This is a genomic window from Butyricimonas sp. Marseille-P2440 (genome assembly GCF_900091675.1).
Classification (GTDB): domain Bacteria; phylum Bacteroidota; class Bacteroidia; order Bacteroidales; family Marinifilaceae; genus Butyricimonas; species Butyricimonas synergistica.
The window spans coordinates 710180-736930 of sequence record NZ_LT594609.1; the positions used below are offsets into that span (position 1 = coordinate 710180).

The 26751-nt window shown below is 43.1% G+C and carries 22 protein-coding genes; 20 read left to right on the forward strand and 2 right to left on the reverse strand.

What is annotated here, in order from left to right; translation table 11 throughout:
* The first annotated feature begins 4 nt into the window (after positions 1-4).
* From BN8899_RS08720 to gltX, 6 genes are all read left to right on the forward strand, one after another.
* Positions 5-703, forward strand: a complete 699-nt coding sequence (locus BN8899_RS08720) for a Crp/Fnr family transcriptional regulator (RefSeq protein ID WP_018337926.1) — start codon at positions 5-7, stop codon at positions 701-703.
* A 58-nt stretch (positions 704-761) separates the two neighbouring features.
* On the forward strand, positions 762-1958 hold the full coding sequence (locus BN8899_RS08725; protein ID WP_026207555.1) for a pyridoxal phosphate-dependent aminotransferase: 1197 nt from the start codon (positions 762-764) through the stop codon (positions 1956-1958).
* Positions 1959-2156: 198 nt separating this feature from the next.
* Positions 2157-3299 (forward strand): 1-acyl-sn-glycerol-3-phosphate acyltransferase, encoded by a 1143-nt coding sequence (locus tag BN8899_RS08730; protein ID WP_065219120.1) that lies wholly within the window; start codon positions 2157-2159, stop codon positions 3297-3299.
* Entirely contained in the window at positions 3290-3469 is a 180-nt protein-coding gene (locus BN8899_RS08735) for a hypothetical protein (protein WP_018337923.1), read from the forward strand. Before BN8899_RS08730 ends, BN8899_RS08735 begins: the two co-directional genes overlap by 10 nt.
* Positions 3469-3765: a hypothetical protein gene (locus BN8899_RS08740; RefSeq protein WP_018337922.1), complete on the forward strand. Its 297-nt coding sequence runs from the start codon at positions 3469-3471 to the stop codon at positions 3763-3765. The genes BN8899_RS08735 and BN8899_RS08740 overlap by 1 nt, the downstream gene beginning before the upstream one ends.
* A 33-nt stretch (positions 3766-3798) precedes the next feature.
* Positions 3799-5328 (forward strand): glutamate--tRNA ligase, encoded by a 1530-nt coding sequence (gltX, locus tag BN8899_RS08745; RefSeq protein ID WP_065219121.1) that lies wholly within the window; start codon positions 3799-3801, stop codon positions 5326-5328.
* A 101-nt stretch (positions 5329-5429) separates the two neighbouring features.
* Here the strand turns inward: gltX and BN8899_RS08750 are convergent, their stop codons facing one another.
* The gene (locus BN8899_RS08750; protein WP_065219122.1) at positions 5430-6044 is read right to left on the reverse strand and encodes a nitroreductase family protein; all 615 of its coding nucleotides are present in this window, start codon (positions 6042-6044) and stop codon (positions 5430-5432) included.
* A gap of 226 nt (positions 6045-6270) precedes the next feature.
* Between BN8899_RS08750 and glpK the strand changes: the two genes are divergently transcribed.
* A complete protein-coding gene (glpK, locus tag BN8899_RS08755) occupies positions 6271-7773 on the forward strand; it encodes a glycerol kinase GlpK (protein WP_065219123.1) in 1503 nt (500 codons plus the stop codon).
* 111 nt (positions 7774-7884) lie between these two features.
* A complete protein-coding gene (locus BN8899_RS08760; RefSeq protein ID WP_018337916.1) occupies positions 7885-8619 on the forward strand; it encodes an MIP/aquaporin family protein in 735 nt (244 codons plus the stop codon).
* Here BN8899_RS08760 and dusB read toward each other — a convergent pair.
* On the reverse strand, positions 8604-9587 hold the full coding sequence (dusB, locus tag BN8899_RS08765; RefSeq protein ID WP_026207554.1) for a tRNA dihydrouridine synthase DusB: 984 nt from the start codon (positions 9585-9587) through the stop codon (positions 8604-8606). The genes BN8899_RS08760 and dusB overlap by 16 nt on opposite strands.
* A 71-nt stretch (positions 9588-9658) precedes the next feature.
* Between dusB and BN8899_RS08770 the strand changes: the two genes are divergently transcribed.
* From BN8899_RS08770 to BN8899_RS08825, 12 genes are all read left to right on the forward strand, one after another.
* Positions 9659-10183: a hypothetical protein gene (locus BN8899_RS08770; protein ID WP_026207553.1), complete on the forward strand. Its 525-nt coding sequence runs from the start codon at positions 9659-9661 to the stop codon at positions 10181-10183.
* A gap of 30 nt (positions 10184-10213) precedes the next feature.
* The gene (locus BN8899_RS08775; protein WP_065219124.1) at positions 10214-11038 is read left to right on the forward strand and encodes an outer membrane beta-barrel protein; all 825 of its coding nucleotides are present in this window, start codon (positions 10214-10216) and stop codon (positions 11036-11038) included.
* Between the two features lie 188 nt (positions 11039-11226).
* Complete coding sequence (locus tag BN8899_RS08780) at positions 11227-12861, forward strand: dipeptidyl-peptidase 3 family protein (protein WP_065219125.1); 1635 nt, start codon at positions 11227-11229, stop codon at positions 12859-12861.
* Between the two features lie 101 nt (positions 12862-12962).
* The gene (locus BN8899_RS08785) at positions 12963-14147 is read left to right on the forward strand and encodes a dicarboxylate/amino acid:cation symporter (protein ID WP_065219126.1); all 1185 of its coding nucleotides are present in this window, start codon (positions 12963-12965) and stop codon (positions 14145-14147) included.
* 303 nt (positions 14148-14450) lie between these two features.
* Entirely contained in the window at positions 14451-15020 is a 570-nt protein-coding gene (locus tag BN8899_RS08790; RefSeq protein ID WP_065219127.1) for an RNA polymerase sigma factor, read from the forward strand.
* Positions 15021-15092: 72 nt separating this feature from the next.
* Positions 15093-16220, forward strand: a complete 1128-nt coding sequence (locus BN8899_RS08795) for a FecR family protein (protein ID WP_065219128.1) — start codon at positions 15093-15095, stop codon at positions 16218-16220.
* 352 nt (positions 16221-16572) lie between these two features.
* Positions 16573-19788 (forward strand): SusC/RagA family TonB-linked outer membrane protein, encoded by a 3216-nt coding sequence (locus BN8899_RS08800; protein WP_187376825.1) that lies wholly within the window; start codon positions 16573-16575, stop codon positions 19786-19788.
* Between the two features lie 19 nt (positions 19789-19807).
* Positions 19808-21286, forward strand: coding sequence for a RagB/SusD family nutrient uptake outer membrane protein (locus BN8899_RS08805; protein ID WP_065219129.1), 1479 nt, complete (start codon positions 19808-19810; stop codon positions 21284-21286).
* 23 nt (positions 21287-21309) lie between these two features.
* On the forward strand, positions 21310-22005 hold the full coding sequence (locus BN8899_RS08810) for a DUF4843 domain-containing protein (RefSeq protein WP_187376827.1): 696 nt from the start codon (positions 21310-21312) through the stop codon (positions 22003-22005).
* Between the two features lie 12 nt (positions 22006-22017).
* Positions 22018-23601: a PKD-like family lipoprotein gene (locus BN8899_RS08815; RefSeq protein ID WP_065219131.1), complete on the forward strand. Its 1584-nt coding sequence runs from the start codon at positions 22018-22020 to the stop codon at positions 23599-23601.
* A gap of 5 nt (positions 23602-23606) precedes the next feature.
* A complete protein-coding gene (locus tag BN8899_RS08820) occupies positions 23607-24716 on the forward strand; it encodes a TlpA family protein disulfide reductase (RefSeq protein ID WP_065219132.1) in 1110 nt (369 codons plus the stop codon).
* 35 nt (positions 24717-24751) lie between these two features.
* The gene (locus tag BN8899_RS08825) at positions 24752-26692 is read left to right on the forward strand and encodes an FG-GAP-like repeat-containing protein (protein WP_148375337.1); all 1941 of its coding nucleotides are present in this window, start codon (positions 24752-24754) and stop codon (positions 26690-26692) included.
* Positions 26693-26751 lie beyond the last annotated feature (59 nt).

The window sequence follows — 26751 nt, forward strand, 5'->3', positions numbered from 1 at the left end:
AAATATGAAAGAAGAGGCTTTTATCCCTGACATTACGGAATGTATCAGCAAGTTCAAGCTGACATTCAAAGACGTGCCCGACCAGGACATCAAAGCCTTGTTCACGGATACCGTGATTAAATTTTACAAAAAAGGCGAATACATATACAACGAGGGTTCCCGCATCAAGGGATGTTATTTTCTTTTCTCGGGTATCGTGAAAATCTTCCAGACCGGAATCGCCGGGAAAGAGCAAATCATCCGCTTCGGAAAAGAAGGCGATATTTTCGGGTTTCGCTCCGTCATCCGTAACGAACCGGCTTGCACCTCGGTAGAAACTCTCTCCGATTGCGTGTTATGTTACATTCCCAATACTTCGCTGATGCACATGATTACTCATAGCCCGGGATTCGCTTACGAGATGATGCAAATTGCCTGCGAGGAATTGGGTGATGCCAACCATTATATCCGTGATATCGCTCAAAAATCGGTGAAAGCCCGATTGGCGGAAATACTCTTGCTTATTGCCTCCGATTTTGGCGTGGAAGAGGACGGAACGTTGAAACTGAATATCACCCGCGAAGACTTGAGTAATTTCGTGGGAACCGCCACGGAAACCCTTATCCGCCTACTCTCTGACCTCAAGAATGAGGGATTGATTGAAGCTAAAGGAAGAAAAATAAAATTATTAGATCATGATAAATTAAAAAGATTGGCTGATTGATTTAAAATCAGTCAATATGTCTATATTTGTGCCGTTTAAATTTAAACTCGAATAACTTATGCCACAGATCTCAGAAAAAGGAATGGCGATGCCTTCTTCGCCGATACGCAAATTAGTTCCGTTCGCGGACAAAGCGAAAGAAAGAGGGATTAAAGTGTACCACTTGAACATTGGACAACCGGATATTCAAACCCCGGATGTCGCTCTCGAAGCTTTAAAACATTGTAACGAGAAAGTAATTGAATATACCCATTCTGCCGGAAATCTTTCCTACAGAAAAAAATTAGCTAAATATTACCAGAACATCGGTATCAATATCGACGAAACGAATATCATGATTACCACTGGAGGTTCAGAGGCTATCACGATCGCTTTCATGTCCACGTTGAACCCGGGCGACGAGGTGATTATCCCCGAGCCGTTCTACGCTAACTACAACGCTTTCGCCCTGATGTGCGGTGTAAAAGTAAAAACGGTAACCTCTTCTATCGAAACGAATTTTGCTTTACCAGCAATTCAGGAGATCGAGAAGGTAATTACCCCCCGCACGAAAGGTATCGTGATCGTGAACCCGAACAACCCGACGGGATACTTGTATTCCAAGGAAGAACTCGAGCAACTCGCCACGATCGTGAAGAAACACGATCTTTACTTGTACGCTGACGAAGTATATCGCGAATTCTGCTACGACGGATACAAACACTTCTCCACGATGCAATTGCAAGGCATCGAGCAAAACGTGATCTTACTGGACTCTGTTTCCAAGAGATACAGCGAGTGTGGCCTGCGCGTGGGTGCGTTGGTAACCCGCAACAAAGAAGTGATGACTGCTGCCTTGAAATTCGGAATGGCTCGCTTGTGCGCCCCGGCTATCGGTCAGATCGTTGCTGAAGCATCCCTCGATACCCCCGCCGAGTATTTCGAGAGCGTGTATAACGAATACATCGAAAGACGTGACTTTATGGTAGAAGCCCTCAACAAAATGCCGGGAGTTATTTGCCCGAAACCCAAAGGAGCTTTCTATGCCGTGGTAAAATTACCCATTGACGATGCCGATAAATTCGCGCAATGGTTGCTCGAAGATTTCGAATACAACAAGCAAACCGTAATGGTAGCCCCGGCAAGCGGATTCTACTCTACACCGGGCTTGGGCAAGGATGAAGTCAGAATTGCTTACGTGTTAAAGATCGAAGATCTCAAGGGAGCCATGGAAACTTTGGCAAAAGCCCTAGAAGTTTATCCCGGTAGAAAATAAAAGAAATTTTATCTTCATATAGAAAAAGACGACTTCTCGAAAGTCGTCTTTTCTATTTTTACTCCTATTTTCTTGCCCATAATTTCACGGGAAATAAGGACTTTCAATCATTTAGACCGAATATAAGCTTAGCAGACACACTTTTATAAAACATTTTATCTATATTTGCCACGTGATTTCTAATTTTAAAATTACGACATGACATCGGATTCCCAATTTAATAGTATCAGACCCTACATAGGGGAAGAGATTCCTGCCGCCGTGGAGCGGCTAAGCCAAGCAGAAGAATTTTTGGCTCTTTTCTCCCAAATGACAAGGGTGGATAAAGATAAAATACAAAAACAACTCGAAGGTATTACCACGAGAAAAGAGTTCCAAGAACGTTTCTTCGGTCCCACGATGAAGCGGTTGATCGCGGGAACTACCGACGGGGTCACTGCCACGGGATTGGAATACATCGAACCGGGCAAAAGTTACTTGTTCGTTTCCAACCACCGCGATATTATCCTTGATTCAGCAATACTCAACGTGTTGTTATCAGAAAAAGGATGCCACTATTGCGAGGCTGCCATCGGAAGCAACTTATTGATCAACAAATGGGTGACGGATCTCGTGAAACTGGATGCCTGCTTTATCATCGAACGGGGACTTCCCGTGCGTGATATGATCACCAGCGCTAATTTGCGTTCCCACTACTTACGCGATGTTATCCTCGAGAACCAGGATTCCGTGTGGATTGCGCAAAAAGAGGGAAGAACCAAGAACGGCGATGACCGCACGCAACACAGCCTGCTGAAAATGTTCCGCATGAGTGGCCCGAAAGACTTCGTGGAAAACTTCCGGGAATTGCGGGTTGTTCCGGTATCCATTTCCTACGAGTGGGAACCTTGTGATGATTTGAAGACCGACGAGTTATATCAAAAAACGGTGGGCGAATATATCAAGACACCTGCCGCAGACATGAGAAGTATGCAACAAGGTTTGTCCGGGTACAAGGGACGGGTACATTTTGCCATCACTCCCCCGATTGACCGGGAACTAGAGGAAATCGACACCCGGGATAATAACGGTGACCGCATCGCCGACCTGGCAAATTTCGTCGACTCCAGAATACAGGGAAACTTCAAGTTGTGGGAAAATAACTACATCGCCTACGATTTGCTCCACGGCACGAACAAGTTTACCTCCAAATACACCGAGAAAGAAAAGGAGAATTTCATCCGCGTGATGACAGAGAAAATGGATAAACTCGAGGGCAATCGCTCAGTATTGAACAATATATTCCTCGAAATCTACGCTAACCCGGTTAAAAACGCTTTAGAAAGACATTTATGCGAATAGCGAAATACTTGCTGATTTTAACAGCATTCCTTATCATGATTTCCAGTACGCTCAGCCTCTTTCAAGGAGGTAACCGTACTGCCGTGTACGTGAATATCGGTGCCATGGCATCATTGGCTATTGCCGTCGGAATAATGAATTTCAAGACCCCTCCCAGAAATAATATATAATGTACAAGTTCAAGCGCAACATATATCTCGAGGACAAGTCAATAGAAATGTGGTTCGGGCTGACAAGCAAAAGCCGTGACCGCCACAGTAATTTCACCCTTTACGTTCTCACGGAGGGTCCCGACAGCCCATTCAGCTATGCCGAACAAATCAAGAGCGGCATTCCTTCCAAGAAAGAAGCCGAACGCTACGCAGTCACTTACGCTAAAAGCCTCTTGAGCCAACTCCTGGAACGGGAAAAAGAAGAGAAATCACAAGAAGACCCGCTCAAAGAAGACGAGGAAGAGGCGATCTAAACAGATCAACCAGTCATTATAAAAACTAAAGATATGATTTCCGATAGAAAAGTCAGAGTAAGATTTGCCCCCAGTCCCACGGGAGCCCTCCACTTGGGAGGAGTCAGAACAGCTCTTTTCAACTACTTGTTCGCCCGCCATAACGGGGGCGACTTCCTTTTAAGAATCGAGGACACGGACCAGACCCGCTACGTGCCGGGAGCCGAGGAGTACATCATCGAATCGTTGAAATGGTGTGGCTTGACCGTAGACGAGGGCGTCGGGGTAGGAGGAGAATACGGACCTTATCGCCAAAGCGAGCGCAAACCGCTCTACAAACAATACGCCCTCCAGCTCGTGGAGTCGGGCAACGCCTATTATTCTTTCGACAGTGCCGAGGAATTGAACGCGCAACGTGCCGCTCACGAGGCAAAAGGAGAAACATTCATGTACAACGCGGCAAGCCGCAAACACATGAAGAACTCGCTCACGATGAGCGCCGAGGAGGTAAAAGCCCTGTTGGACAGCAACGCCAATTACGTGATTCGCTTCAAAATGCCGGAGAATGAAGACCTTTTATTACACGATATCATCCGGGGGGATGTACATTTCAACACCTCGCTCCTGGACGACAAGGTGTTATTCAAGGCTGACGGGATGCCCACGTACCATTTGGCAAACATCGTGGACGACCACCTGATGAAGATTTCCCACGTGATCCGCGGGGAAGAATGGTTGCCGTCCCTCCCGTTGCACGTGCTCCTGTACCGGGCTTTCGGCTGGGAAGACACGATGCCGGAGTTCGCGCACTTGCCCCTGATCCTGAAACCTGTCGGCAACGGCAAGCTCAGCAAACGGGACGGGAATAAAATGGGCTTCCCCGTGTTCCCCATGGAATTCACGGATCCGGAGAGTGGAGAGAAATGGCACGGCTACAAGGAAGACGGCTATCTGCCTGATGCCTTTATCAATATGCTCGCTCTATTGGGCTGGAACCCGGGTACAGAACAAGAGATATTCTCCTTGCCTGAGCTATGCGAGCAATTTACCCTGGAACGCGTGAACAAAGCGGGCGCCCGCTTCAACCCGGACAAGGCAAAATGGTTCAACCACAAGTACCTCGTGGAAAGAAGTGATGCGGAACTGGCAGCCTTGTTGAACGAGTTGCTGGTAAAAGACGGAATCGCTTATGACACCCGGAAATTGGAAAAGATTTGCCACTTGCTAAAGGAAAGAGCAAACTTCGTGGCGGACATATACAATACATCTCAATATTTCTACAAAGCCCCGCAAAGTTATGACGAGAAGGGCGTGAAGAAATTCTGGAAAGAAGAAACGCCCGCCCTGATGCGGGAATTGGTCGGCGTACTAGAAAACGTGGAAGACTTCACCTCGCCGAACACGGAAGAAGCCGTGAGAGAGTGGGTTACCGGAAAAGAAATCGGATTCGGTAAAGTCATGAGCCCGTTCCGCCTGGCTATCATCGGGGCTGCCGACGGTCCCCATTTGTTCGATATTATCGAAATTCTGGGCAAAGAAGAAACTTTAACACGACTTCACCGTATTATAGATACATTGCGATAACTCTATAAAACAATAACTAAAAATTAAAAGTTGGAAACGGTCAATATGATCTTTTCCAACTTTTAATTTTTTAGCATCATGGTTTTTAGCTTGTTGTTATTTTAGAACTTATTCCGATGAATCTTACTTTCATCATATTTGTCTTTCGCTTTCTGCGGACCATCGGGATAACCGACAGGAATGATACAAAGCGGGACAATCTGTTCCGGCATATTGGTATATTTCCGCACGATTCCGATACGATCCTCGTAAGGATAAGCCGCCGTCCATACTGCACCTAACCCTAACGCTTCGGCTGCCAGCAGAACATTCTGCGTCACGGCGGAACAGTCCACGTACCAATAAGAGGAACGGGTGGAATCCCCGCATACCACGATAGCCATAGGCGCTTGCGTTAACATCTTGGCGTAAGGCAACCCGGCTGCCATAGAATCGAGCGCAGCCCGATCCGTCACCACGACAAACTCCCACGGGCGTCTGTCCATCCCGGAAGGAGCCGCCATGCCCGCCTTCAACATAGCGGTAATCTTTTCCTCCTCCACTTCTTTCTTTAAATACTTGCGAACGCTCTTGCGTGCGGCAATATTTTCTAAGACCGCCTTAGTCTTCAAGACCGGGTCATCTTGTTGTTTCGCATCTCCCATACATGATGTCTTTAAAAATACAATCACCAATACTACTGCAAGTAAGATATAAAAGGTATTCGATTTCTTCATTTTTTCTTATTTATTTTTCAATAATTGTTTTCATAAGCTTAATTTGCGACCTCGAATATACGAAAAAAAAATCTCCCGGTTAAACTTTCCGGTTTTTTCCAAAATTCAGTACACACTTTCAGTGGCAAGTCGTATCACTAGCCTCAAGGCAATAATTGCAAATGTTCCTTTTATATATGTAACCGAATTAAAAAAAGTACGTAAAAGAATCTATAACTACATTACTATGAAGACAGCAAAATACATACTTGCACTAGACCAAGGGACAACCTCCTCCCGAGCCGTGCTTTTCAATCATGACGGGAACATCCTCGCCATGTCGCAAAAACCGATAGAACAACATTTTCCCCACCCCGGTTGGGTAGAACACGATCCGAGTGAAATCTGGTACACGCAATCCTCCGTGGCGGCAGAAGTTATCGCCAAAGCCGACCTCACGGGATTGGACGTGGCTTGTATCGGGATCACGAACCAACGTGAAACGACCATCATATGGGACAGGGAAACTTCCATGCCTGTCTATCGCGCCATCGTGTGGCAAGACCGCCGCACTGCCGACATTTGCCGTGAACTAAAGGAAAACGAGTATGCCGACATGATCCAGGAGAAAACAGGACTATTGATTGATGCCTACTTTTCCGCCACGAAAATCAAATGGATTCTCGATAATGTCGAGGGTGTACGTGAACGGGCAGAAAAAGGAAAACTGTGTTTCGGGACCGTGGACAGCTGGCTCGTGTGGAAATTCACGCACGGGCGGGTACACGTGACGGACGTCAGCAACGCTTCCCGCACGATGTTGTTCAATATTCACACCATGCAATGGGACAAGGAGTTATTGGAACTTTTCGGCATTCCGGAAGCCATACTCCCGAAAGTAAAAAGCAGTAGCGAGATCTACTCGGAAACATCGACGACCTTGTTCTCCACGAAAATTCCGATCTCCGGGATAGCCGGTGACCAACAAGCCGCTCTCTTCGGTCAACTCTGCCTGGAACCGGGGATGACCAAAACAACTTACGGGACAGGATGTTTCATGGTAATGAACACCGGCAAGGAAGTCGTGAAATCCGAAAACAACCTGTTGAGCACGATAGCGTGGAAAATCGGGGATTCCGTTACCTACGCACTGGAAGGCAGTGTCTTCGTCGGCGGAGCCGCTATCCAATGGCTACGGGACGGGATACAGCTCATCAACAACGCCTCGGAAAGCGAATCCCTCGCCACGTCCGTACCTGACAACGGGGGTGTTTATTTCGTGCCCGCTCTCACGGGAATGGGTGCGCCCTACTGGGATCAATACGCCAGAGGTGCCATCCTGGGGCTTACCCGCGGGACAACAGCCGCACATATCACCCGGGCAACCCTCGAAGGAATCGCATTTCAAGTGTACGATATTCTGAAAGCCATGGAACACGATACTCAACGCCAATCCCTGGAATTACGGGTAGACGGAGGTGCTGTCGCCAACAATTTCCTGATGCAATTCCAAAGCGATATTTGCAGAACGAATGTCATCCGTCCCCAAATACTGGAAACCACGGCTCTCGGCGCAGCTTATCTTGCCGGGCTAGCAACCGGGTTCTGGCGTGACACGGAAGAATTGCGCAAACAATGGAATGCCAACAAAGAATTCTCCCCCGTGGCTACGGAGGAAGAAGTCGACAAACAACTCCATATGTGGCATAAGGCTGTCGAGAGAGCCCGCAATTGGGAAGAACTGGCATAACGCTATTCTCCCAGATAAACAAGAACAAATCACCGGATCGATAATCACAAAAGAACCGTCGATCCGAGTGACCGTAACCATAAATCTAGAATTTAAAACCTAAAATCCATTATGTCCCCATTTATAGCAGAGCTACTCGGAACAATGACAATGATTCTCTTGGGTGACGGCGTAGTAGCCAACGTCGTGCTAAAAAAAACCAAAGGATTCCAGGGAGGCTGGATCACCATCACCACGGCATGGGCACTTGCCGTATTCACGGGAGTCGTGATCGCCGGACCTTACAGCGGGGCTCACCTGAACCCTGCCATCACTATAGGCTTTGCCATCGCGGAAAAATTCCCGTGGGCAAGCGTACCTTCTTACGTGATCGCGCAAATGCTAGGTGCCGCCCTCGGCGCATTCCTCGTGTGGATCATCTACTACGATCATTTCAAAGCCACGGAAGAACCTGGGACAAAACTCGGGGTATTCTGCACGGCTCCTGAAATTCGCCATAACATCGTCAACTTCGGGGGTGAGCTTATCGCCACTTTCGTCTTGATGTTCTCCGTCTTCTACATCACCGGGGCGGAACTTATTGCCGATGTCGACACCACCACTCCTATCGGGCTCGGTTCGATAGGAGCTATCCCCGTGTCCTTCATCGTGTGGGTTATCGGGCTTTCCCTGGGTGGAGTCACCGGGTATGCCATCAATCCTGCCAGGGACTTCGCTCCCCGTGTCATGCATGCCATTCTCCCCATCCCGGGAAAAGGCAGCAGCCAATGGGATTACGCCTGGATTCCCATCCTGGGACCACTAGCCGGATCGCTCGTGGCAGCAATAATTTATATGGTTGTATAGTACCTCTCCTCTATTTTTTCGAACACTTCCCACAACTTTTCTATCGTCGGGGCTTGAAGCATTTGAATCCGTAAATCCCGGAAATGGGGCAATCCCTTGAACATACAAGCCATATGCCGGCGCATATGGAATAAACCCCGCACTTCATCCAGCCACTCTTGTGACAACAATATCTGCTCCTTGATGACTTTGATTTGCTCGTGTATCGATAATTCGGGCAAGTGCTCGCCCGTCTGTAAATAATGCTTGATCTGCCGGAATATCCACGGCTTCCCGATAGTAGCACGCCCAATCATCACCCCGTCCACACCGTAACGTTCGAAAGCCTCTTTTACCTTCTCGGGCGAGTCAATATCTCCGTTCCCGATGATTGGAATCTTGATTCTCGGGTTCTGCTTCACACGGGCAATCGGTTCCCAATCCGCTTCACCCGTGTACATCTGCGAACGGGTACGCCCGTGAATCGCAAGTGCACTTATACCCACATCCTGCAAACGTTCCGCCACATCGTCGATAATAATATTCTCGCAATCCCAACCCAAGCGGGTCTTTGCCGTGACAGGAATCTTTACCGCCTGCACGATCTGCTTCGCCATCTCCACCATCAACGGCACATCCCGAAGCATTCCGGCTCCTGCCCCTTTCGCCGCGACTCTTTTCACGGGACACCCGAAATTTATGTCGATAAAATCCGGCTGCACTTCCTCGACAATCTTCGCCGCCTCCACCATCGAATCAATAAAACGACCGTATATCTGTATCGTCACGGGACGTTCTGATTCTTCTATCGTCAATTTCTTGACAGTCTTATTTATCGAACGCACCAGTGCATCCGCTGACACGAACTCCGAATAGAGCCAATCCGCCCCGTATCGTTTACAAAATTTCCGGAAAGGGGGATTTGTAACCTCTTCCATCGGCGCTAAAATAAGCGGTCGATCACCTACGTCTTTTCCTCCGACTATCATCTTCAATCAAATAAGTTTTGCCACAAAAATAATAATTTCTATCTTTAACACATGAAATAAACAAGATGGATATGTCTATACTTAAATTTATTCTCATCGGGTTACTTGCATTCGCCCCACAAAAAGAAGAATGGGTAAAAATAAGAGGCGACTACCAAATCTCGTTCCTTTTCCCAAGCCGGGGAGAGCGGGTGAAAAAAGACGTGAACAATATTCGTTCGTGGATATTCCAAACGAAAAATGCCACGTGCGTCTTCGGGGTGGTATGCACCCAACTCACCAAGGAAAAAGGTACGCTCGACGCCTACACGCTCAACCAGTTATATATAGCCATGAAGAAAGAATCGGTTTCAATGCCGACTGCCAAACTGGTCAGTGAAAAGCGTTTACCGTCAAAGAATACTGAAATATGGGAAATCTGCTACACGATAAAAAAAGATCTTGAAGAAATGACCTATTTTAAAAGGTTTATTTTCAGAGATAATTGCATGTATCAAGTTTCCATCGGGGCTAAAACCGAAGATCTGAAAGAAATGGAACCTCAGAAAAATAAATTCTTCAATTCCATTGCCTTCCTCGATAGTTCTGAAAAATAAAGCACTCACAACCGACAAAAATAAATCACCATGAAAAGTATCATCATTTCCCTTGCACTACTGTTATCTTTTCCTGCCATGGCACGGGACTACCGGACGGGCAGCATCGATACCCTCGACCGTAAGGTCAAAGAAATACATTTCCGGAACGGACAGGAAAAGGCTCACGTCAAGAAGACCGAGGTATTGAGCGATCCCATCCACCAGGCTATCTACCAGCGTAGCCAGAACCCCCGTTTCAGAGGACACTGGAGCGGTTTTAACCTTGGCTTTGCTGACTTCGGGGATTACGACGTTATGCCGGGAGGCTCGCCATTCATGGATTTACAACGCAAGAATTCGTTCGTGATGCAATTCAATATGTTCCAGTACAGCATGCGCTTGAGCAAACTGAACAACTTCGGATTGGTTACCGGAGTAGGACTGGAATACCAACGCCTTCGTTTCCAACACAAGAATAGCATCCAACGGGGAGAAAACGGGACAATACATCCGTTGAGCATGGAACGTGTAAAGAAAAGTTCGCTGAAAAACCTTTACCTGACGGTTCCCCTCATCTGCGAGTATCAATTCCCCGCCAAACAACATCGCCGTGCATACGTAGGTGCCGGAATCATGGGCGGTTTAAGACTACACACGAAAACCAAAGTCGTGTATAAAAATGAAGATGGGGAAAGCCGCCGCTATAAAAAAGCCGGTAATTACAGCATGAACCCGATAAAAGCCGACGTTATCGTCCGGGTAGGTTATGACAAAATCGCTCTCTGGGGCAGTTATACCCTCACCCGAATGATGAAATCCGGTAAGGCACCCGATCTCCACGCTTATGTCATCGGGTGCGGGATAAACTTCTAAACACATACAGCAAGCTATACCCCTCGCCGGGACTCAACTCCAGCGAATTCCTAGTTCAAGGAACAAGCTTACGAGTGAAATGTGCAGAAAGAATAACCGTAAATCGTGACTTTACAGACTTTATTTTGAATAGTCCGCTCATTTTTATATTTTCGTCCCTCAAATACTCAAACACAAATTTTATAAAAATGAGAAAACTATTCCTATTCTTATCTTTAAGTATTCTACTGTTCTCTTGCAAAGAGGCAAAGAAAGAAACCAAACAGCCCAGCCCTTATCAGCCTCTCGCTGACCAATACGCCGAATTCCCCTTGACAACGGATGTCAGCAAACTGACTGAAAACGAGAAAAAAATGATTCCCCTCCTCATCGAGGTAGCACACATCATGGAAGATATTTTCTGGCAAAACGCTTACGGCGACAAGACCGCGTTGATGCAAAAATTCGCACAAGACTCGGCTGCCTTGAAATACCTCTCGATCAACTATGGACCGTGGGATCGATTGGACGCGAACAAACCCTTTATTGACGGGGTTGGAGCGAAACCGCTCGGGGCGAACTTTTACCCGACAGACATGACACGGGAGGAATTCGATGCTTTGAAAGATCCCCGCAAAACGGACTGGTATAGCATCATCCGCCGGGATGACAAGGGCAACCTAGTTGTACTCTCGTTCCACGAGGCATACCCGCAAGAAGTCGCCAAAGCTTCCGAGTTATTGAAGCAAGCCGCGGAACTGGCTGAAGACCCAGGGTTGAAGAAATACCTGTCTTTAAGAGCGCAAGCCCTCTTAGACGACGATTATCTCGCCAGCGACCTGGCATGGATGGATATGCAAACGAACACGCTGGACTTCGTGGTAGGTCCCATCGAAACTTATGAAGACCAACTTTACGGGTACAAGGCTGCACACTCCGGGCAAATCCTAGTGAAAGACAAAGAATGGAGCAAACGCTTGTCCGAATATGCTAAATACTTGCCCAAATTACAGGAAAACCTGCCCGTACCTGCCGCTTACAAGAAAGAAAAAGCCAATGCCAACCCAGACATGAACGCTTACGACGTGATTTATTACGCCGGGGACTGCAATGCCGGAAGCAAGAATATCGCCATCAACCTGCCGAACGACCCGAGAGTACACGCTGCCAAGGGAAGCCGCAAACTGCAATTGAAAAACTCCATGCAGGCAAAATTTGACAAAATGGTAGTTCCGATTTCCAAACTGGTCATTACCCCAGAACAACAAAAGTATGTCAATTTCGACGCATTCTTCGAGAACGTGATGTTCCACGAGGTTGCTCACGGTCTTGGAATAAAATACACGCTTAAAAACAAACAAGACGTACGCTCCGCCCTGCAAAACTACTACACGTCTATCGAGGAAGGCAAGGCAGATATCCTCGGGTTATTCTGCGTGACGAAATTAGCGGAATGGGGGGTTCTTAAAGATAAAGACCTCATGGAAAACTACGTGACTTTTATCGCCGGCATCTTCCGTTCTGTACGTTTCGGTGCTGCCAGCGCTCACGGTAAAGCAAATATGCTGCAATTCAACCACTTCATGGAAAGCGGAGCCATCACGAAAGACGAAACGACCGGATACTACACGATTGACTTCGACAAAATGAAGAAAGACATCGAAGTTATCGCCGGGGAATACATCACAATCGAGGGCGACGGTGACATCCAAACGGCAACAAAACTCGTTACTGAAAAGGGTGTCATTCCCGCCACCTTGCAAAAAGACCTCGACCGTATTGCCGGGGCTGGTATCCCGAAAGATATATTCTTCAAACAAGGAGTTGAAGTTCTCGGACTTTAATACCGAAGTTTAAAGTTACAGAATAAAGGATGTCGCAAGGCATCCTTTATTTTTTCATGTAACCAAATCCGCCCCCGAACGATATAAGCATAAAAAAAGACATGAGAAGACTATTTTCCAGCACAATATCCAAATTGATCCTTGCCGTGATCATCGGTATACTGCTCGGGCTCATCGCCAACGAGGAGTTTATGAATATCATCGTCACCGTGAAATACATTCTCGGGCAATTGATCTTTTTCATGGTTCCCTTGATTATTCTCGGTTTCGTTTCCTATTCCATCGCCAAGATGAAGGATAACGCCTCGAAAATGCTCGGGCTGGCACTCGTGATCGCATACCTTTCTTCCATCGGGGCGGCTTTTTTTGCCATGGTGACGGGCTACACGCTTATCCCCCACCTGTCTATCGAACCCGTGAAAGAAACCCTGCAAAAGCTGCCTGACCTGGTATTCCGCCTGGACATTCCTCCCGTGGTTAGCGTGATGACCGCCCTCGTGCTTGCCATCATGATCGGGCTAGCCACGGTATGGACAAAATCGGAAATCTTCGAGAACTTGCTCGACAATTTTCAAAAGATGGTACTACTCCTCATCAACCGCATACTAATCCCCATCCTGCCTTACTTTATCGCCGCCAATTTTTGCGCATTAAGTTACGAGGGGGCGATCACCAAACAACTACCCATCTTCCTTGGGGTTATGGCTATCGTCATCCTGTCGCAATTCGTTTGGTTATCTTTCCTATACGCCCTTGCCGGTGCGGTCACGAAAAAGAACCCATGGCAGGTGTTAAAATACTACGGACCAGCTTATCTCACCGCGGTCGGCACCATGTCCTCCGCCGCAACGCTTGCCGTGGCTCTGAAATCTGCCAAGAAAAGTCCCGTGCTGAAAGACGACGTGATTGACTTTGCCGTTCCCTTGTTCTCGAACATTCACCTCTGCGGCTCTATCCTGACGGAAGTATTTTTCGTCATGACCGTGTCGCTCATGCTATACGGAACGTTACCCTCACTGACCGTGATGATTCTCTTTATTCTTCTACTCGGTATTTTCGCGATCGGCGCACCCGGAGTCCCTGGCGGCACGGTGATTGCCTCTCTCGGCATCGTGATCTCCGTACTGGGATTCGATGAAGCGGGCACGGCATTATTACTCACCATATTCGCCTTGCAGGATAGTTTCGGCACGGCTTGCAATATCACGGGTGACGGCGCCCTGACACTCATTATGACCAAAGCATCCAGTCGTCGTCCTTCAAAAGCAGAAGTGGCTAATAGTTAGACATCACACACAACATGAATAATAACTTACATGCTTTAACCACACAAATTAAATTGAAAACAAAAGCTTATAAGTTCACACTCTCCTTTCCCTTTCCTATCGCTCTCGTTTTAAAAACCTTCCCAAAGGTCTTTGAAAGGACTTTAAAAGGAGTTTGAAAGGACTTTGTTCCCTGTCTTCACCGGACCTACACCCTATCTTCACCGGAATTTCATCAGGTATCAGCCTGAAAAAATTTTATCCATAATTCAATTTACCTGTAAATAATTTATATATCTTTGTTTTCGTGGTAATTATTCAAGCATGGCAAACAATTATGACATAAATTCAAAAAGACTTATTGAAGACTTTAATCAACGAAATAATCACGCTTTTGAATTTATATTTGTAAACCTATATAATGCTTTATACCGTTTCTGTTCTAAGCTATACGTCAATACTACCGTTTCTCCGGATGACGTTATACAGGATATTTTTCTTCGTTTACTCAAATCCAATACAACTTTTGAATCCATAGAACATCTTAAATCATATATTTATTTAAGCCTAAAAAATTCATATAAACGATATTCATCCCACCAACACCACATCGAAGCCTATACAAAACATGTTAAACAATTAAGTGAGGAAGAAATATCATCAGAAGTTGTGAATTCCGAAGTAATCGCCCATCTAAGTCAGTCCATCGAAATTTTACCGCAAGAATACTCCACGATTCTAAAAATGTATATCGAAGGTTATTCATCAACCGAAATTTCCGAAAAACTGAATATTGCACTTAGTACGGTCTATAAACGTAAGGATCAGGCTTTAGAACATTTAAAAAAACAAATCTCTTCTGATATGCTAAATTTATTTTTACTTTTCTTGTAATTTTTTACGTGCTCTCCCGTGGAAAAATCGGTTGTTCAAGTATAATAAAGATACAAAACAACCAGAACAAGTATGAATGAATTAGAAAACGAAAAGCACGAATTACAAATCGCACAAGATATAATACGAGTGTTATCCGGAGATTTTACCAAACCAAATGATTTAATCAAATGGTTTGAAGCACATCCTACCGCTCGAAAATTACTAACAGATGCAGATCTGTTATCAAAAGAATTTATGTCAATCGAACCGGAACAAAAAAAGCAAAGTATTATACGTTTTAGAAAACAAATCCATCTCTACAAACGAAAAAAATTTATCCGCCGTTTAACAGTTATCTCAACAACTGCCGCAGCCATTATCCTAATAGGCATATTTATGTTCAAACAAACAGACTTCAGAAGTCGGAATGAGTACCAACCCCTAACCTATCATACCATGATCAAAGATAGCGTACCGACTTTGATTTTCAGTTCCGGAGAAAAAATGGATATGACAAAATTCGCCATCAAACAACAAACTATAGATATAGCCACGGTTATGGCAAACGGCACATTATCACACGCAGCATCCCTCAACACGTATAAAGTCCCTCCTATGTACACAAGCCGCATAGCATTACCCGACAGTACCATCGTGTATCTGAATTCTGATTCCGAAATTTCATTTCCTTCTCAATTTTTAGATTCGATCCGTCAAGTAACGATCCGAGGAGAAGCATATTTTAACGTCGCTCATAGTAAAACGCCCTTTGTTGTAAAGGTGAATGATGCAGAAATTAAAGTATACGGGACAAAATTTAATATCAAGGCATATCCCGAAAATAACTTGCAAGCCGTACTGGTGGAAGGTAGTATTGGCATCAAATACCAAGGAACAAAAACGATGATGGTTCCGAATGAATTGTGTGTAATAAACTATACCGACGGTAAAATTAAGCAAGAAACAGTATCAACAGCCAAATATATAGCTTGGACAGAAGGAATATTTATGTTCGAACGAGATTATTTGCAAGATATCGTATCCGAACTTTCCCGTTGGTACGGGGTTAAGATCGATATCGAAAATCACGATTTATTATCGCATACACTCACGGCATTTTTTGAACGTACATCTCCTATCGAAGAAATATTCGCTACTATCGCACAAACTTTAAATGCCAATATAATCAAAGAAGAAAGGAGGTATGTAATAAGATAACATGATAAAATACAAAATGGGGATTTCCATTCCGCAAAATCTGAAAAAACCCCATTATAAATTAAACTTATCCGATAAGTTAAACGCTCTAGGAAAGCGCATAATAACGGAATAGAATAATAATATTAGTCACAAATTTATGAGAAATTTCAGGAAAAAACTAACGCAAGGGTATAAATCTTTATTTCTGCGCCTATCAATAGTATTTTTGAATAGCATTATCATACTTGCTATAAATACGCTTGACGCCTCTTGCCAAACGCAAACCGGACAACAAGTAAAAAAAGTCAGCATCAATTTCAAAAATACTCCCGTTCGGACGATCATATATGAATTACGCAAACAAAGTGGAATGAACTTCATATTTGAAGACTCCCAAATTGATAAGATGGCACCTAAAACATTATCTTTAAAAGATGTTTCCATCAATATTGCTTTAGACACACTATTAAAAGGCACCGGATTCACGTATAAAATAACGGGAAACAGCGTAGCTATTGTACGCCAGATGAACAAAGAAATTCCAGGGTTCACGGTTTCCGGTGTTGTGACCGACGATAAGAAAGAACCGTTGGTTGGAGTTACTATTACCATAAAAGGCACGTCCAAAGGAACAACAACAAATATTAATGGTGAATACACGTTAGCCGGTATTCCGGATGACGTCACCCTAATTTTCACATTTATCGGTATGGACAGTCAAGAAATCCCGGTTAACGGTCGTAAAATCATTCATGTACAAATGGCGGAAACAATCACGGAAATCGGAGAGGTCGTGGTAACAGGTATGTTCACTCGCCGGGCTGAAAGTTTCACGGGATCTGCCACGACATTCAAACGTGAAGAACTCATGCGTGCCGGAAATCAAAATCTAATCAAGAGTTTAAAGAATCTTGATCCGGCTTTTCAAATCTCGGAAAATTTAGAGTTCGGTAGTGACCCAAACCGCCTTCCCAATGTTCAATTAAGAGGACAAACATCGTTCTCAAACCTGCAAGGAAACTACAAGGACAACCCCAATCAACCTTTATTTATCCTGGATGGTTTTGAAACGACTATCGAGAAAGTTTATGATCTTGATATGAATCGCGTGGCTAGTATTACATTGCTAAAAGATGCGGCGGCTAAAGCGATCTATGGTTCAAAGGCCGGAAGTGGAGTGGTTGTCATTGAAACGATACGTCCCAAAACAGGGGAACTGCGTGTACATTATTCCGGAGATTACGGATTAGAAGCCCCGGACCTGACCAGCTATAACTTGATGAATGCCGCCGAGAAATTGGCCTATGAAGTGAAAATCGGCATGTATGGTCCGAGTTCTTATCCCGGAATAATCACCGCTGAAGAGGCATATAAAAAAGTTTATGATGATATTCAACGGGGAATCGATACCTACTGGCTTTCCCAACCTCTTCGTACAGGATTCAGCCATAAACATTCTCTAACCTTGGAAGGAGGTGATTCCCGTATGCGTTATCAACTTGGCATGTTGTACAACCAAGTAGCCGGCGTGATGAAAGGATCCAACCGGAACACGTTGAACCTGAATGCCATGTTATCCTATAGCTACAACAATTTGATTTTCAGAAACACGATGGAGATTACCCGTAATTGGGCAAAAAATTCTCCTTACGGTTCTTTTTCGGAATACACGTCACTTAATCCTTATTGGGCACCTCGAGACAATGAAGGGAATTTGAATAAGACATTTACTGTACATTACGGTCAAAGCGATGATTATGGTTATGAAGAGGTGTATAACCCCTTATATAATGCTACTCTGAATACTAAAAACACCACCTATTACACTGAGATACAAGATAACTTTTCCATAGATTGGAATATTAATAAAGATTTCCGGGCTGTTGGCGGTTTCTCGTACGTTCGGGAAGAAGATAACGGAGAAATATTTTATCCGGCGAGTCACACTATGTTCGCCCATTACGATGAAAACGGATTGAGCGACCGGAAAGGAAAGTACACGAAAAAAGATGGATTCTCGGAATCAATGAGCCTACAAGCTGGGTTGAATTTTAATAAATCATTTGATAATCACTTGATTTTTGCAAATCTGACTTATAATATGAAAACATCCCGTAACAATGCCACCACAATAACAGCTGAAGGATTCGGTAATGATTATATGGATGATATTTCTTTTGCCACGAAATATGAAACAAATGGAAAACCTTCAGGAAGTAGCAGCAAGACCCGAGAAATCGGTTTTATCGGGGCATTAAATTATTCTTATGCAAACCGTTATTTGTTTGATGCTTCGATTCGAAAAAGCGCATCTTCAGTATACGGTAGCGATAATCGTTGGGGAACCTTCTGGTCGTTAGGTGTCGGTTGGAATCTTCATTATGAAAATTTTCTTTCCGACAAAAAGTGGATCAAAGAATTTAAATTACGGGCTTCTATGGGATATACCGGAACACAAAATGTCGATCCTGCCGCATCCCGGGCCCGCTATGAATATTACGATTATATATACGATGATAAAATCGGAGGTCAGTTGATCGCCTTACCAAATAGTAAATTAAAATGGCAACGCAACATGGACTATAATATCGGAGTGGATATCACGCTAGGACGTTTCTTGACACTACGAACGGACTACTATATACAACAGACTAATGATCTGCTATCAGATATTTCACTTCCTCCTTCCGCGGGATTTTCCTCCTATAAAGAAAATCTCGGAAAAATTGAAAATAAAGGCTGTGAAATAGCTCTATTGCTGACACCTTGGCGTAACGACCAAAAGCAGGCGTACGTAACGGTTTCATGGACTGCTTTACACAATGAAAACAAGATTAAGAAAATCTACGACATTTTCAAAAACAGTAACGAAAAACAAAATTCATCTCTTGATGAAGGCATTGATAGTAACCCATCAACCTCTGAAAACATGGAAAAATACCTGAATAAATATACTAAACCAGCAACACTATATTATGAAGGTTGTTCTATGACAGCTATTTGGGGCGTACGTTCATTGGGCATTAGTCCTACTACAGGTCAAGAAATGTTTCTAACAAAAGATGGCTTAAGTAGTTATACTTGGAGTTCTGCGGATCAAGTAGTCATAGGAGACTCAGAACCCAAGTTAAGTGGAAACATCGGGGTAAATGTCGGATACAAAGGGTTTAGTTTTTCTATTTCTGCTAGTTATAAAGTAGGTGGAGATCTTTATAATTCAAATTTGATCGCCCGAGTAGAAAACGTAACGGGTAAAGAAAACTTAGATCGACGAATCCAAAAAGCTTGGCAGCAAGTTGGTGATATCGCCCCGTATAAAGTCACCCAAATCACGACCAGCACGAATACGTCCTATACCAAACCGACTTCCCGTTTTGTACAAAAAAACAATGAACTTTATATCTCTTCTCTCAATTTCGGGTATGAATTTCAGGAAGCCCAATGGTTGAAAAAATGTGCGTTGAAGCGGCTGAAACTTTCTTTATACATGAATGAACTTTGGCGTATTTCAAGCATAGAGATCGAACGAGGAACTTCTTATCCTTTTGCCCGGAATTTCTCTTTTTCTTTGCAAGCAACATTTTAATCAATAAAATGATAATGATATGAAAATACTAAAAATAGCATTGGCGATTTCTTTATTTACCATGATTTCGTGCGAAAATTGGTTGGATGTAAGCTCAACTTCCCAGTTAGACCGGAACGATATGTTCCAAACAGAAAACGGATACGGAGAAGCCCTCACCGGGGTATATGCCAAATTGTGCGACAAGTCCCTTTATGGACGCACATTGACATTTGATGTTCTAGATATTATGGCTTCTTATTATCCAGACATGTACTTCGATCATTCCTACTGGTGGGATTATTCTTACGCCAATTTGGACGACCAATATGCAGTTAGCTATTGTTCTTCGACAATAGAAGCCGTTTGGACTAACCTTTATGCCCAAATTGCCAATCTCAACTCGTTATTAGAAAACATTGACAATAATCAAGATGTTTTTAGCGGTGACAATTACCGCCTAATCAAAGGTGAAGCACTCGGTTTGAGAGCTTACCTCCACTTTGATCTTTTACGCCTGTTTGCCAATGCTTGGGATATTGGGAAAGACAAAAAATCGATACCTTATGTAACTGAACTGACGCCATTGGTAACCCCCGTGTACACGCAAGAGAAAACTATCGAATTAATCCTGGCTGATTTGGATTCTGCCAAAAATCTATTGACAGAAGATCCGATGCGCTTGGGAACAACTCCTGCCTCTTGCTTAGCCTCTTTACCTTCCGGCAGCAATCTGTCTGCCAATAACATCGAACCTTGGCACAACCGCCGTTTCCACTTCAACTATTATGCCGCAATAGCGACTATGGCAAGAGTATACATGTGGAAAGGCGATCAGGCAAACGCTCTGAAATCGGCATTAGAAATCATTTCCGAACAGGAAACCAAATTTCCTTGGGTATTGACAAAAAACCTAACGCATATTGATAATGCAAACTATAGTAATCAGGACCGTTCATTTGCAACAGAACATATCTTCGCACTCAATATCACAGATATTGAAAAATGTATGGACGGTTATATTTTTAACGGAGAAGTTTCGACAAGTCTTAGTTCCGAAACACGCTTGGAAATTACCACACAAACTCGTTCGGAAATATACGAAGGCATTTCAAGTGACCTGCGTTATCAATATTGGTTTAAAGCATTTAATACCAACTGGTTTGTATCCAAATTTTACCAAAGTTCGGTGACATCCCGTTATTTCCAAGAGCGTTTGCCGCTAATCAGGCTTTCAGAAATGTATTACATTGCCGCAGAATGCTCTACGGGAAATGGGTTAGATTATCTGGAAACTGTTCGTTCACATAGAGGATTATCCAGTTATAGTTTACCATCAAATTGTGATCAGGAAGAGGAGATTCGTAAAGAATATTGTAAGGAATTTCTAGGAGAAGGCCAATTATGGTACTATTATAAACGAAAATCATACATGGATTTTAACTACTATATGACGAATATCGAGTTTTTTACGTGGGAAATTCCAGATTTAGAAGTTTCAAATGCCGGACGTGAATAAATCTAATATTAATAATGATGAAAATGAAACATATATTATTTATTCTAACAGGAATTCTACTTCTGACAGCCTGTTCAAAAAGTGAAATCGATACTTGGGGAACCAAACCTCGGGTATATTTTACCAATGCTAACGACACTATTCTTTTTTCTTTCTATACCCAACCGGCAAATATAAATGAATATACTGTTGAACTTTCTGTTTCTATGGCTGGAATTATTACGGACACAGATCGAGAATTGACAATCACTGATTTAGGAGGAAGTAAATATAACCCGGGGAGTGTATACGAAATTGTATCGGCAAAACTGCCGGGGCAACAAGGTTCGGGAGTTGTCCAAGTCAAGATTCAAAAAACAGATAATCTGAATCGAGCTAATGACACCCTAACTTTTGAAATTTGTGCATCTCAAATCTTTGATTTGGGGCTGACAAAAGAATATTGGAAAACAGCCATTATCATGTCCAATATACTCTCAAAACCATCTTGGTGGAATGGGCGGGCTGAAAGATACATCGGATATTATTCCGATAAAAAAATGGAAATCATTTATTCCGTAAATGGAGCCTATGACCTGTTCAGCAGTAAAAGCAACAATTGGGATTCCGACGAAGCGTCCGTCATGATCTATAAATTAAACCGGTACTGTATCGATAACCAAATTAAATACCACCCGGAGGATGAGAGTGTCATCGTTTTTGATTTTCGTTCTAAATAAAATTCGAGAAAAATGAAGAATATATTTTTGTATGCCTATATATTATTTTTCACTTGCAGTTGTTATGATGACAAGGGAAATTACGATTACCATGAACTTGAAGAAATAAAAATCTCTTTACCGCAGGAAAGTTATAATCAGCATTTCAACGAGCGATTACAAATCAATAATATAAAAATTGAAACAACTATTCCGGAAAATGACCTCTCCTATCATTGGCAAGTTTTGGGTGATACGCTCGGGGCACGTTGGAAACAATATATTTCCATCGCAGAAGGCAAAGAACTGGATTATGTTTTCGAAAAAGACGAATTATTGTTTCCCCAGGAAGGCACCTACCAATTACGATTGAATGTCATGCAAATCAGTAGCGGTCGACATTTCTATTCAAACGTGGTGGAACTGACTTTAGTGGAACAAATTAGTCTCTGTGGAGCACTTGTACTCCATGGGGATGAAACTTCCACAGATATCGGTATTATTGTGGCAAAAGAATTCCAATTGACAGCTCCTTCGGCAACCTTGAAAGAACAGGTTTTACCTCATTATTATTCAGAAGCGAATGGGGGAGAAAAAATAACTGGAAAAGGGCTCCAAATATTACAAAATTATAGTTCTAATGGGCAATCCTATCCAGACTATATCGTAAATATTGTTTTGACGGATCAAAGTTCAGTTGTAACTAACGGGAAAACGATGCAAAAAACAGGAGAATTTAATGACTTGTTTGTTGGGAATCTAAACCAGGGAAAACCTGAATTTTGTCAACTTATTTCAGATGAGTTATACGTCATTGATGGAGGAGATATTTTTATAAAAGCCTCAAACCGTCCTTCCTTTACAGTCCCTTTATTCACTGCCAAAGATTATCAGTGTGATTTTTACCCACATATCTGGCAGCCGGAACAGACGACTTTGATGCGGGGGCTATTTTTTGATCGGGCAACCCGGGGATTTGTAGGACTCTCTTATATGAGCATGTCAAATTTCAACCATTTTTTCTCAATTAATGCAGAAGAAGGAGGGAATGGAACTTCTCCATTTAATCCTGCAGATATGCAAGCGGAATTGCTTTATATGGATGCAGGTGGTGTAGCCAATCATTTCCTTGCTGTAATGCAGGAGGACAATGGCAATTACTTTATAGCAGAAATCGATGCGGCAGCAGAAAGCAATGCTAAAGTTCCTCAGTATAAATATTCATTATCCCACATCCTGGATGTACAAAGTGGTTCTGTGATCAACTGGGCATTCGGAAGCTCTTTCATCAATATGTGTTATTACGCAACCGCTTCCGGTGTTTATCAATTTACAGCCGATGCAGGTCAGACAATTACTCCACAGCCGTTGCGAAAACAATCAGGCGAAGAGGTTAAATTTGAAGATGAAATTACTTTATTGAGAATTCTGAAACCTAACATTGGAAATGGCTACTATATGTCCAACATTGAAATGGTCGTTACCACTTACGGGGGAATTCCTGGAAGCGGAAAACTGTACAGCATGGAATTGGATCCTTTTTCGGGAAGAGTCATTTCAGTGAAAGAATACAAGGGATTTGATAGAATTTATGATATAAATATAAAAGGATATTGAACGATATGAAAAAAATATTTCTACTATGTATTAGCGTGTTGATATTCATTCCCCTCAGATCACAAAATTACGATGCCTTAAATAGCTATATGTTAAAATACGGGCAGGCAAGCTGGATTAGGGGATATCTAACACGCGAAGAAAGCAGGCAAACACAGTTCTATGAGCAAATCGGACATGTGATGCCAAATTTCCATTTCAATAATAAACTGAATAGCAAAAACCTAAAAGGTCAGTTTGTTGTGTTGAATTTTTGGGCAACTTGGTGTTCTGCCTGTCGCTTACTCTCTTGTGACATTGATTCAGTAATAAAACACCATCCTGCGATGTATAACAACGTACAAGTTATTGGCGTTGATGCGCATGAAAGATCGCTCAAGAAAGAACAAGAAGCAGAAAAATGGTGGACAAGCAAGGGAATAAGCTATCCTATGGTAAAAGGAAAAGCAGCAGATGCTTGTTGTGAATCTATTCGGGGAACTCATCCTACGGTTATATTAATTGATGAATACGGCATTATCCGGGGACGCTGGAATGGTTGGAATCCAACGACAGCAGGATTGATCGATTTAGCCATTTGGGCTTTAAAAGTACTTCCGGAAGAAAATATTCAAGCCAATATGGAGAACGTTAAAAATTACATGACCCGACAGGAATACGCCAAAGCACTTTATTTACTAGAAATGCTTCCAGATACTCCGGATAATTCCGCTCTCCGTTATATATGTATGTTAGAAAATAAAAAAAACGAACAAGCAGAATCCTACTTTGCGGAATTACAGAAACAATATGCTGTTCTGCAAAAGGGACGTACTCCTTGCGGAGAATATGCTGAAATTTTAAAAACGATTGCAGAACACATTTACCAAAGCAATGTCACAGAAATCGGAATACTTAAGAACGGAATAGATGCCTTTCATGTGCTATCAAACATAGAGGTAAATCGTAATTCTGCCTATGAAAAAGAGGGAATGTTGCTCATCAGGTATGCAAGTGAGTGTAAAAAAAATGGTATTTGGATGCTCCAAGATGCTTTTAAAAACGTGCAAATAGAGGGGGATTCTACAGAAATAAAACGCTTGGAAAAATTACTGGAAGAATACAAGAAAAATTAATAAACGAAGATGAATCATTCTCAAAAGTATCCAAGGTGAAAAATGGTATAAAACTACATAAATTCTTATTAATTAATAACATGATGAAACATCGTATCATTCAAGTAATTATTTTATTTTCAGTTTTAAATATATGGGGAATATATTCCTCATCGGCTCAAAAGTTGCCTAATTTAAAACTTCCGCTTCCGGCAGACAGTACTTTATTGGACTCTCGGACAACGAATTTTCCCAAAATGAAAGAACTTTATTTTACTCCCATCCCGGGAGCTCCCGTGTTGCAACAACCCTTTCAGGTAGACGGTTCACTGCGGGAGATCCGTACGGAAGAACACGGGTTGGCCTATCCCACTATTTTTGATTGGAATCGGGACGGGAAACCGGATTTATTGGTCGGAGAATTTCTGACAGGGGAATCGCGGATTAAAGTATTTTTAAATATTGGATCAGCTCGTAAACCTAAATTTACAGGCAAATGGTTTTATGCTACAGACATAAATGGCAATATTATTTCCAATAATCAATGGTGTTGCATCGGGATACACCCACAAATTGTGGATGTAAACGGCGATGGGTATCCGGATATTGTTTCCGGACAATATTATCCAGGTGTCATCACTTGGTGGAAAGGGGGAGAGCAAGGTTTTGAACCCGGGCGACATATCCCGCAACTTGGTTATCAAAACGGTAAACAATTTACGACAGAAGAACCTTGTTGGTCGCCGGAATCTTGGGCATACTGGAATTATTCCTCTGCTCGACTAGCAGATTTCAACGGCGATGGTTTGCTAGATCTGTTTGTAGCAGGAAGCGGTGGTTACCGTGTAGCTTTGAACATAGGTACAAAGGAAGAACCCAAATTCGGTAGGCGGGAATTCCTTTTTCACGTGGATGGAACTATCTTGCATACTCGACGACAACCCGGAATCCGAATTGCAACTGGTGAAGATCTAGATGCAGTAAACGCTTGTTCTAGATCAACCCATTGTTATTTAAATCCTGTTGACTGGGATGGAGATGGCATATTGGATATCATCGCTACGGATGAATATACCAGACCGGGAGAGTTGGGTGTGTATTTCCTTCGCGGAGTAAACACGAATGACGGTTTACGATTTGAGCACGCTCGCCCGCTCTTTCTTGTTCCGGACGGTAGCAAAGCATTACCCGGTTGTTCTCCGCATATTCAAGTGGTGGACTATAATCACGATGGGATTCTAGATATTATCATGGGTCTTTCTATCCCTACCATAAACAGTTTCGAGGGGGCTACAGAGATATATTGGCAATGGTTAAGTGACTTGAGGCTCCCTTCACCAGGAAAAGATACCGGCGAATCATTGCAATATTACAAGGATATAAATGAATTGCAAGAAAAATTAGATAACAAAGTGTTCGATAAAAAGCACTTAATTGGGAAATTAGATGATTGGAAATACCTTACCTTACGTCACCGAGGATTCGTGTTTGTCTTTCTTGGAGAAAACAACTCTCAAAAAGCCGTACCGATACCTATGAAAGCAGAAGCCCGCGAATTTTTATATGATAAACCGGCTGCAAAGAAACCTGAAATAAGGCAGAGGAAAGATGTTCCAGTCAAGCACTTCTGCCAAGTATATCCCCAAGATGGAAAATTATATTTACGCATCAGTTTTCAAACCAGCGGAACGTATCATCTGTACTCTGACAACAAAATAAATGCGAATCAATATCCGGTTTCTATCAAGATTGAACTACCTAAAGGATTTGAAAAATCAGGAGATATGGTTTTACCACCAGTAAAATTGCATGGAGCAAATGAGATCTATGATGGAAAACTGCTTTATTTTATTCAAGAAATCAAAGTAGATCCAGATTTACAAGGAGACTTCGAGATTAAGGCTAAAATCAGTTATCAAACCTGCAGCGATGACTCTTGCCTGCCTTTGGAAGAGGCTGAAGCAACTTTAAAAGTAACCTTGCCCATGGAGTTATAAAGCTATTCTATCAGTAAATATATTATTATTCAACTCATTATCTAATTTGATACTAAAAA

What these genes read in the sequence shown, in the direction of transcription:
- BN8899_RS08720 (WP_018337926.1), top strand. Translation starts at nt 5, where the DNA reads ATGAAAGAAGAGGCTTTTATCCCTGACATTACGGAATGTATCAGCAAG.
- BN8899_RS08725 (WP_026207555.1), top strand. Translation starts at nt 762, where the DNA reads ATGCCACAGATCTCAGAAAAAGGAATGGCGATGCCTTCTTCGCCGATA.
- BN8899_RS08730 (WP_065219120.1), top strand. Translation starts at nt 2,157, where the DNA reads ATGACATCGGATTCCCAATTTAATAGTATCAGACCCTACATAGGGGAA.
- BN8899_RS08735 (WP_018337923.1), top strand. Translation starts at nt 3,290, where the DNA reads ATGCGAATAGCGAAATACTTGCTGATTTTAACAGCATTCCTTATCATG.
- BN8899_RS08740 (WP_018337922.1), top strand. Translation starts at nt 3,469, where the DNA reads ATGTACAAGTTCAAGCGCAACATATATCTCGAGGACAAGTCAATAGAA.
- gltX (WP_065219121.1), top strand. Translation starts at nt 3,799, where the DNA reads ATGATTTCCGATAGAAAAGTCAGAGTAAGATTTGCCCCCAGTCCCACG.
- BN8899_RS08750 (WP_065219122.1), bottom strand. Translation starts at nt 6,044, where the DNA reads ATGAAGAAATCGAATACCTTTTATATCTTACTTGCAGTAGTATTGGTG.
- glpK (WP_065219123.1), top strand. Translation starts at nt 6,271, where the DNA reads ATGAAGACAGCAAAATACATACTTGCACTAGACCAAGGGACAACCTCC.
- BN8899_RS08760 (WP_018337916.1), top strand. Translation starts at nt 7,885, where the DNA reads ATGTCCCCATTTATAGCAGAGCTACTCGGAACAATGACAATGATTCTC.
- dusB (WP_026207554.1), bottom strand. Translation starts at nt 9,587, where the DNA reads ATGATAGTCGGAGGAAAAGACGTAGGTGATCGACCGCTTATTTTAGCG.
- BN8899_RS08770 (WP_026207553.1), top strand. Translation starts at nt 9,659, where the DNA reads ATGTCTATACTTAAATTTATTCTCATCGGGTTACTTGCATTCGCCCCA.
- BN8899_RS08775 (WP_065219124.1), top strand. Translation starts at nt 10,214, where the DNA reads ATGAAAAGTATCATCATTTCCCTTGCACTACTGTTATCTTTTCCTGCC.
- BN8899_RS08780 (WP_065219125.1), top strand. Translation starts at nt 11,227, where the DNA reads ATGAGAAAACTATTCCTATTCTTATCTTTAAGTATTCTACTGTTCTCT.
- BN8899_RS08785 (WP_065219126.1), top strand. Translation starts at nt 12,963, where the DNA reads ATGAGAAGACTATTTTCCAGCACAATATCCAAATTGATCCTTGCCGTG.
- BN8899_RS08790 (WP_065219127.1), top strand. Translation starts at nt 14,451, where the DNA reads ATGGCAAACAATTATGACATAAATTCAAAAAGACTTATTGAAGACTTT.
- BN8899_RS08795 (WP_065219128.1), top strand. Translation starts at nt 15,093, where the DNA reads ATGAATGAATTAGAAAACGAAAAGCACGAATTACAAATCGCACAAGAT.
- BN8899_RS08800 (WP_187376825.1), top strand. Translation starts at nt 16,573, where the DNA reads ATGAACTTCATATTTGAAGACTCCCAAATTGATAAGATGGCACCTAAA.
- BN8899_RS08805 (WP_065219129.1), top strand. Translation starts at nt 19,808, where the DNA reads ATGAAAATACTAAAAATAGCATTGGCGATTTCTTTATTTACCATGATT.
- BN8899_RS08810 (WP_187376827.1), top strand. Translation starts at nt 21,310, where the DNA reads ATGAAACATATATTATTTATTCTAACAGGAATTCTACTTCTGACAGCC.
- BN8899_RS08815 (WP_065219131.1), top strand. Translation starts at nt 22,018, where the DNA reads ATGAAGAATATATTTTTGTATGCCTATATATTATTTTTCACTTGCAGT.
- BN8899_RS08820 (WP_065219132.1), top strand. Translation starts at nt 23,607, where the DNA reads ATGAAAAAAATATTTCTACTATGTATTAGCGTGTTGATATTCATTCCC.